Origin of the sequence: Streptomyces sp. NPDC002785, assembly GCF_040295565.1 — a bacterium.
GTDB lineage: Bacteria > Actinomycetota > Actinomycetes > Streptomycetales > Streptomycetaceae > Streptomyces.
Genome location: NZ_JBEOVN010000296.1, coordinates 1 through 6,553, shown reverse-complemented (window position 1 = coordinate 6,553; position 6,553 = coordinate 1). Strand labels below are relative to the sequence as shown.

At 65.9% G+C, this 6,553-nt stretch carries 6 protein-coding genes; all 6 read right to left on the bottom strand.

Annotated features, from left to right (window positions below; all coding sequences use genetic code 11):
• Window positions 1-82: 82 nt before the first annotated feature.
• Window positions 83-871 carry an FHA domain-containing protein gene (locus ABTZ94_RS35570; RefSeq protein WP_351207267.1) on the bottom strand — a complete coding sequence of 263 codons (789 nt, stop codon included), beginning with the start codon at window positions 869-871 and terminating at the stop codon, window positions 83-85.
• A gap of 190 nt (window positions 872-1,061) precedes the next feature.
• Window positions 1,062-1,850, bottom strand: coding sequence for a DUF881 domain-containing protein (locus ABTZ94_RS35565; protein ID WP_351207265.1), 789 nt, complete (start codon window positions 1,848-1,850; stop codon window positions 1,062-1,064).
• Between the two features lie 5 nt (window positions 1,851-1,855).
• Complete coding sequence (locus ABTZ94_RS35560) at window positions 1,856-2,188, bottom strand: small basic family protein (RefSeq protein ID WP_010469069.1); 333 nt, start codon at window positions 2,186-2,188, stop codon at window positions 1,856-1,858.
• Window positions 2,185-3,108: a DUF881 domain-containing protein gene (locus ABTZ94_RS35555; protein WP_351207263.1), complete on the bottom strand. Its 924-nt coding sequence runs from the start codon at window positions 3,106-3,108 to the stop codon at window positions 2,185-2,187. Before ABTZ94_RS35555 ends, ABTZ94_RS35560 begins: the two co-directional genes overlap by 4 nt.
• Window positions 3,109-3,206: 98 nt before the next feature.
• A complete protein-coding gene (locus ABTZ94_RS35550; RefSeq protein WP_351207261.1) occupies window positions 3,207-5,702 on the bottom strand; it encodes a sugar phosphate nucleotidyltransferase in 2,496 nt (831 codons plus the stop codon).
• 114 nt (window positions 5,703-5,816) lie between these two features.
• Window positions 5,817-6,425: a cardiolipin synthase ClsA gene (gene clsA / locus ABTZ94_RS35545; RefSeq protein ID WP_351207259.1), complete on the bottom strand. Its 609-nt coding sequence runs from the start codon at window positions 6,423-6,425 to the stop codon at window positions 5,817-5,819.
• Window positions 6,426-6,553 lie beyond the last annotated feature (128 nt).

Below are 6,553 nucleotides of genomic sequence, written 5' to 3'. Positions count from 1 at the left end.
CTCTTGGGGGGGTCGTGGGGGGGGGGGGTGCGGTGACCGGCACCGCCCGTCGGTGTTCTCAGCATGGACCTTCCCTGACGGGTCAGATGCCCCGCTGGCTCGCGTAGAAGACCAGCCGGTACTTGCCGATCTGCACTTCGTCGCCGTTGGACAGGCCGACGGAGTCGATGCGCTCCCGGTTGACGTAGGTACCGTTCAGGCTGCCCACGTCCCCGACGGTGAAGCTGCCGTCGGGGCTCCTGTGGAACTCCACATGCCGCCGCGACACCGTCACGTCGTCGAGGAAGATGTCGCTCTGCGGGTGGCGGCCGGCCGTGGTCAGCTCGCCGTCCAGCAGGAAGCGGCTGCCGGAGTTCGGACCACGTCGCACCACCAGGAGCGCCGAGCCGAGCGGAAGAGCGTCGACAGCGGCCTGCGCCTCGGGCGAGAGGGACGGTAGGGGCGTCTGCCCGGTGGCCTCCGCCTCGTACGCCTCAAGACCGGAGATGGAGATGGTCGAGGTCGTCTCCGAGGCGCGCTCGGGAATTCCACCCTTCAGCGGCGCACCACAGTTGGAGCAGAAACGACCGGCCTCGGCGTTGCGATGCCCGCACCTCGTACAGACCGGCATGGACGAACCCTCCTGCCTCGCGGCGAACCCTCCACCCGTACTTGAGGTTGACGGTTCTCCGAAACCTATGCGGCCGGCACCGGCAGGGTCAACAGACGACGCGCCGGAAGCGCCCGAATTGTCACTGTCCGAACCGGACACCTGATCGCGGAAGAGTGGGCGCTCCGCGCCCTGCTCCTCTGCCTGGCCATGGCGCGGTGCGCGATGGCGGGCAGCTTCATCGCGAGCGCTCTTGCCGAACAACTTCCCAAACAACTTCACGGGCGATTCCCCTTGACCGAAATAGACCCGCCCGTGGGGCAGGACGAACCCTGAACGAACACACCTGCCGACCCGGACATCTTCACAACGTCCGTATCCACTCGACAGTTTCCACCACGCACCACCATTACGATGCGGCGACCCCCCGCAACCTCCTGCCCGTCTCCTTCGACCCCTCCGTGCCGCGGCCTCACGAGGATGACGACCGAGCGTAGTCAGGGCGCTTCGCCGGTCGCAAGCCGTCCACGACGATGTCTTCGGCCTGCTCCACATGCACGGTGGCCTGCTCCTTCTCGAGTGTCTGCACCACACCGCCAGGGATGTTCAGCGCCGGCTCCAGATCCTGGGGCTTGCCGATCACCTTGAACACGTACGGCGCGGTGATCTTACGGCCGTCCACCTTCACGTTGCCCCCGTCACCGGAGAAGAACGTATTGGCCACCACTCTCACTCCGTTGACCTCGATCGCCTCGGCACCCGCCGCACGCAACTCCTGCAGTGCGTCGAGCAGCATGTCCGCCTTGATCCCGTCTCCCGGGTCATTGACGGTGAGCGTGATCCCGGGCCCGTGTGCCGTCACGGTGCCCGCGAGAATACCGAGTTGCCGCTCCTTTTCCACCGTCTGCTTACGCGCCTCCTCAGCCTGGTCGGAGCTGTTCTCCAACTCCGTACGCTGAGCGTCGAGGCGCTGCTTCTCGTCCTCCAGGCGCTGTGTACGGTCGTCCAGCTCATCGAGAATGCGGACCAGGTCCTCCTGGCGGGCACCTCGCAGTGCGCTGTTGTCACTGTTCGAGCGCACCTGAATGGCCAGCCCGAGACCGAGGACGAACAGCAGCACCGCGACGATGAGTTGGGCCCGCGTCACCCGCGGCGGCCAGAGTCCGGCGATCAGCCGCTGACGCCCGGTGAGCTCGTTGGCGGCATCGGCCGGCTGCTCGCCGGTGCGCCCCTTGTCGCTGGGAAGTTCTGCGTTGCTCATCGGCCTCAGGCCCGGAAGACGTGCCGGCGGATGGCCGCGGCGTTGGAGAAGATCCGGATCCCGAGCACGACCACCACACCGGTGGAGAGCTGCGCTCCGACGCCAAGCTTGTCGCCCAGGAACACGATCAGTGCGGCCACCACGACGTTCGACAGGAACGACACGACGAACACCTTGTCGACGAAGATTCCGTCGAGCATGGCCCGCAGACCCCCGAAGACTGCGTCGAGGGCAGCCACGACGGCGATCGGAAGATAGGGTTCGACCACCGCCGGCACCTCGGGTCGGATCAACAGTCCGACCACGACTCCCACGACGAGGCCCAGTACGGCGATCAAGATGTGCCCTTCCCTGTTTCTGCCGCACCACTGCCGGTGTCTGCGGCCTTATAAGGCTCTGCTGTTCGTACGATCAGGCTCGGCGCAACCGGGAGGTTCACTTTCTCCTGGACGGACATGCTCATCCGGATGTCGAAGGTGTCCTTGAGCGCCTGCAGATACTGGCCGTCAGCGCTGTCCTGGAATGCGGTGCTGAGCTGCTTCCCATTCCCCACCGCCAGCACCGTGTACGGCGGCACGAGCGGTCTGTTGTCGACCAGTATGGCGTCGCCGGCCGCGCGGATCGCCGACAGGGCCGTCAGACGCTGCCCGTTGATCGCGATCGCCTCCGCACCGGACTGCCAGAGGCCGTTGACGACCCGTTGCAGGTCCCGGTCGCGGACCCGCCCGGTGTCGGCGAATCCGCTGGTCTCCCTCGGCCCGCCACCGCCCTGGTCGGTGTCCTTGGCGTCGTCGACGGCAAGTTTTACGCCGGGCCCCTCCACCGGTGTGGCCCCGGCAAGCAGTGCCACCAGCTCCCCCTGGTCCCCGCCGTGCTTCTCCAACGCCTTGCGCTGGCGCCTTCCCACGTCGTCCCTGAGCTTGTCGACCTGCGACTCAAGGGTGTCGGCCGCCGCCGTCTCCCCGTCGATGCGGTCGATCAACTCCTCGCGCTCCTTGGCGAGGACCGGAGCGGAGACGCGTGCCTGCGCGGCCCCGAGCGTGACCACAAGTGCAGCAAGCACCAGACACGCGGCGAGGCCGAGTTTCGACTTGAGTGTGCGGGGCATGCCCGCACTCCCATCGGCCCTGCGACGCGCCGATGCCTCGGCGTATCCGTCGTCCAGGCTGTGGTCCATCACATTGGCCAGCAGCGACATGGAGGCGTCGGGGCGTGCAGGAGGCGAGGCGATACTCCGATCGGGGGGTTGCTGCGACATGCCGCACATCGTCGCACGTCGCCACCGCTACCGCCGAATGGCCCCACCGGTGGGCCCGACGGCGCCGCTGGACGCCTCTGGGCACACCGGTGGAACCCTCAGTGACCTGCGCTCTCCACGACCGCCGCCCATTCGTCCAGTAGCGCCTGCGCGGAGGCGTCGTCCGGACCTTCAGCCCACAAATGGGTGACCGCTTCGGCCGGGTCCGGCAGCACCATCACCCATCGCCCGTCGGCCTCGACGACCCGTACACCGTCCGTCGTATCGACGCTGCGGTCGCCGGCGGCCTCCACAACCCGCCGCATGACCAGGCCCTTGACGGCCCAGGGTGTGGCCAGATCACGGCGCAGGACATGGGCACGGGGAATGCGGGCATCGATCTGGCTGAGGGTGAGCTGGGTCCTCGCGACAAGCCCGATGAGTCTCACGAAAGCAGCAGATCCATCGAAGACGCTGCTGAACTCGGGAACGATGAAGCCACCGCGGCCGTCTCCACCGAAGATGGTGCCTTCCTCGCGTCCCACACGCGTCAGATCGTCTGGCGATGTTGTCGTCCATTCGACCTGCGTGCCGTGGTACGCCGCGACCTGCTCGGCGACCCGCGTCGTGGTCACCGGCAGCGCCACCCGCCCGCTGCGCCGCTCGGCCGCCACGAGGTCGAGCATCACCAGGAGCGCCCGGTCGTCCTCCACGATCCTGCCCCGTTCGTCCACCAGGGAGAGTCGCTCGCCGACCGGATCGAACCGCACGCCGAACGCGGCCCGTGCCGAGGAGACGATCTCGCCCAACCGCACCAGTCCTGCGCGCCGGGTAGCGGCGGATTCGGTGGGCCGTGATTCGTCGAGGCCGGGATTGATGGTCAATGCGTCCACGCCGAGCCGGCCCAGCAAGCTGGGCAGGACAAGCCCGGCACTGCCGTTGGAGGCGTCGACGACAACCTTGAGACCCGCGTCGGCAATCCCCGTGGTGTCCACGTTCCGCAGCAGCGATCCGGTGTACGAGTCGAAGACACTGGATGGGAAGTGCAGGTCCCCGATCTCCCCCGGGAAGGCGCGGCGGTATTCCTGACGGGCATAAACCCGGTCCAGCTTCCGCTGCCGCGCCTGGGAGAGGTCCGCGCCCCGCTCGTCGAAGAACATGATGTCGACCGAGTCGGGCACGCCGGGGGACGTACGGATCATGATCCCGCCGGCGCTGCCCCGCGCGGTCTGCTGGCGTGCGACGGGCAGCGGTACGTTTTCCAGGTCCCGGACGTCGATGGCGCTGGCCTGAAGCGCCGAGATCACCGCTCTCTTCAGCGCACGGGCGCCACGGGAGTGGTCACGGGCGGTAGTGACCGTCGAGCCCTTCTTGAGGGTCGTGGCATAGGCTCCGGCGAGCCGGACAGCCAGCTCCGGCGTGATCTCGACGTTCAGAATGCCGGACACACCGCGGGCCCCGAAGAGGTGGGCCTGTCCGCGGGATTCCCAGATGACGGAGGTGTTGACGAAGGCTCCGGCTTCGATGGTCTTGAACGGGTACACGCGAACATTGCCCTGAATGATCGATTCTTCACCGATCAGGCACTCGTCCCCGATGACCGCGCCGTCCTCGATACGGGCGGCCCGCATGACGTCGGTGTTCTTCCCGATCACGCATCCGCGCAAATTGCTGTGCTGGCCGATGTAAACGTTGTCGTGCACCACGGCCTTGTGCAGGAATGCGCCGCTTTTGACAACAACGTTCGACCCGATGACCGTGTGCTCGCGAATCTCCACCCCCGCTTCGACTTTCGCGTAGTCCCCGATGTAGAGGGGGCCTCGCAGTACGGCGTCGGGATGTACTTCAGCGCCTTCGGCGACCCACACGCCGGGCGAGATCTCGAAGCCGTCGATCTCGACATCGACCTTGCGCTCAAGAACGTCTGCCTGGGCCTTCACATAGCTCTCGTGGGTACCGACATCCTCCCAGTACCCCTCGGCGACATAGCCGTAGATGGGCTTGCCTTCCTTCATGAGCTGCGGGAAGACATCACCGGACCAGTCCACCGAGATGTCGGCCTCGACATAGTCGAACACCTCGGGCTCCATGACATAGATGCCCGTATTGACGGTGTCCGAGAAGACCTGGCCCCAGGTCGGCTTCTCCAGGAAACGCTCGACCTGGCCCGCCTCGTCCACAATGGTGATGCCGAATTCCAGAGGATTCGGCACGCGGGTCAGGCACACCGTCACCAGCCCGCCCTTTTCCTTGTGGAAGGCGATGAGGTCGGTGAGATCGAAGTCGGTGAGCGCGTCACCGGAAATAACGAGGAAGGTGTCGTCCTTCAGCGCTTCCTCGGCATTCTTCACGCTTCCCGCGGTGCCCAGCGGTTTCTCTTCATTGGCATAGCTGAGCTCCATCCCGAGCTCTTCGCCGTCCCCGAAGTAGTTCTTGACCAACGAGGCGAGGAACTGGACCGTTACGACGGTCTCGTTGAGCCCGTGTCGCTTGAGCAGCCGAAGCACATGCTCCATGATCGGCCGATTAGCGACGGGCAGAAGCGGCTTCGGCATGCTCGAGGTCATGGGGCGAAGGCGAGTACCTTCGCCGCCAGCCATCACGACGGCCTTCATGTCGGAAACGTCCTCCTTGCAGAGACGACGGTCTGGCCGACTTCGCCCGTCAAGGCACCATCCGGGTCATCAGCGGCGGGCCGGCCACACTGCACGGCACCCGCATCAACGAGCTCAATCGGCTGCTACATCCGCCTTGACGACCCGGCGGACCTGAACCACGTAGAGGATCCCTGCCCACCAGTAGAGCGTTGTACCCCAACCTGCGAACGCCCATCCGAAAATAGCGGCCAGCGATGCAAGCCAACCACTTCCGTCGCTGAGCAGCAACAAGGGGAACGCGTACATCAAGTTGAACGTGGCAGCCTTCCCCAGAAAGTTCACCTGGGGCGGCGGATAGCCGTGGCGGCGAAGGATTCCCACCATCACGAGGAGCATCAGCTCGCGGGCCAGAAGAGCTGCGGTGAGCCAGAGCGGCAGGATCTCCCGCCAGGTCAGGCCGACGAGGGTCGAAAGGATGTAGAGGCGGTCTGCAGCAGGGTCCAGGAGCCGACCGAGGCTGCTGATCTGGTTCCACCGGCGGGCGAGCTTACCGTCGAGGTAGTCGCTGATGCCGCTGAACATCAGCACCAGCAAGGCCCAGCCATCGCTTTGGGGGCCGCCGAACACAGGGCGAAGAATCAGCCACAGGAAGAGCGGAACCCCAACAAGGCGAGCCATGCTGAGGATGTTGGGGATGGTGAGTACCCGGTCCGTCTGAACCCGAGTCTCCTGGACCTCCACCCGGGGGCCTCCTGTGTGAAGAACGTGCCAATGATGCCCCCTGACCTTACCCTCAGCCACCGCCTGCAGATGCACAGGGGTAACGCAATATCTCGTGAACGCAGGAAAGCCCCGTGCCACAAGGGCAC

Coding starts and splice junctions, on each gene's coding strand:
- ABTZ94_RS35565 (WP_351207265.1), bottom strand. CDS start 1,850: ATGAGCAACGCAGAACTTCCCAGCGACAAGGGGCGCACCGGCGAGCAG.
- ABTZ94_RS35550 (WP_351207261.1), bottom strand. CDS start 5,702: ATGAAGGCCGTCGTGATGGCTGGCGGCGAAGGTACTCGCCTTCGCCCC.
- ABTZ94_RS35555 (WP_351207263.1), bottom strand. CDS start 3,108: ATGTCGCAGCAACCCCCCGATCGGAGTATCGCCTCGCCTCCTGCACGC.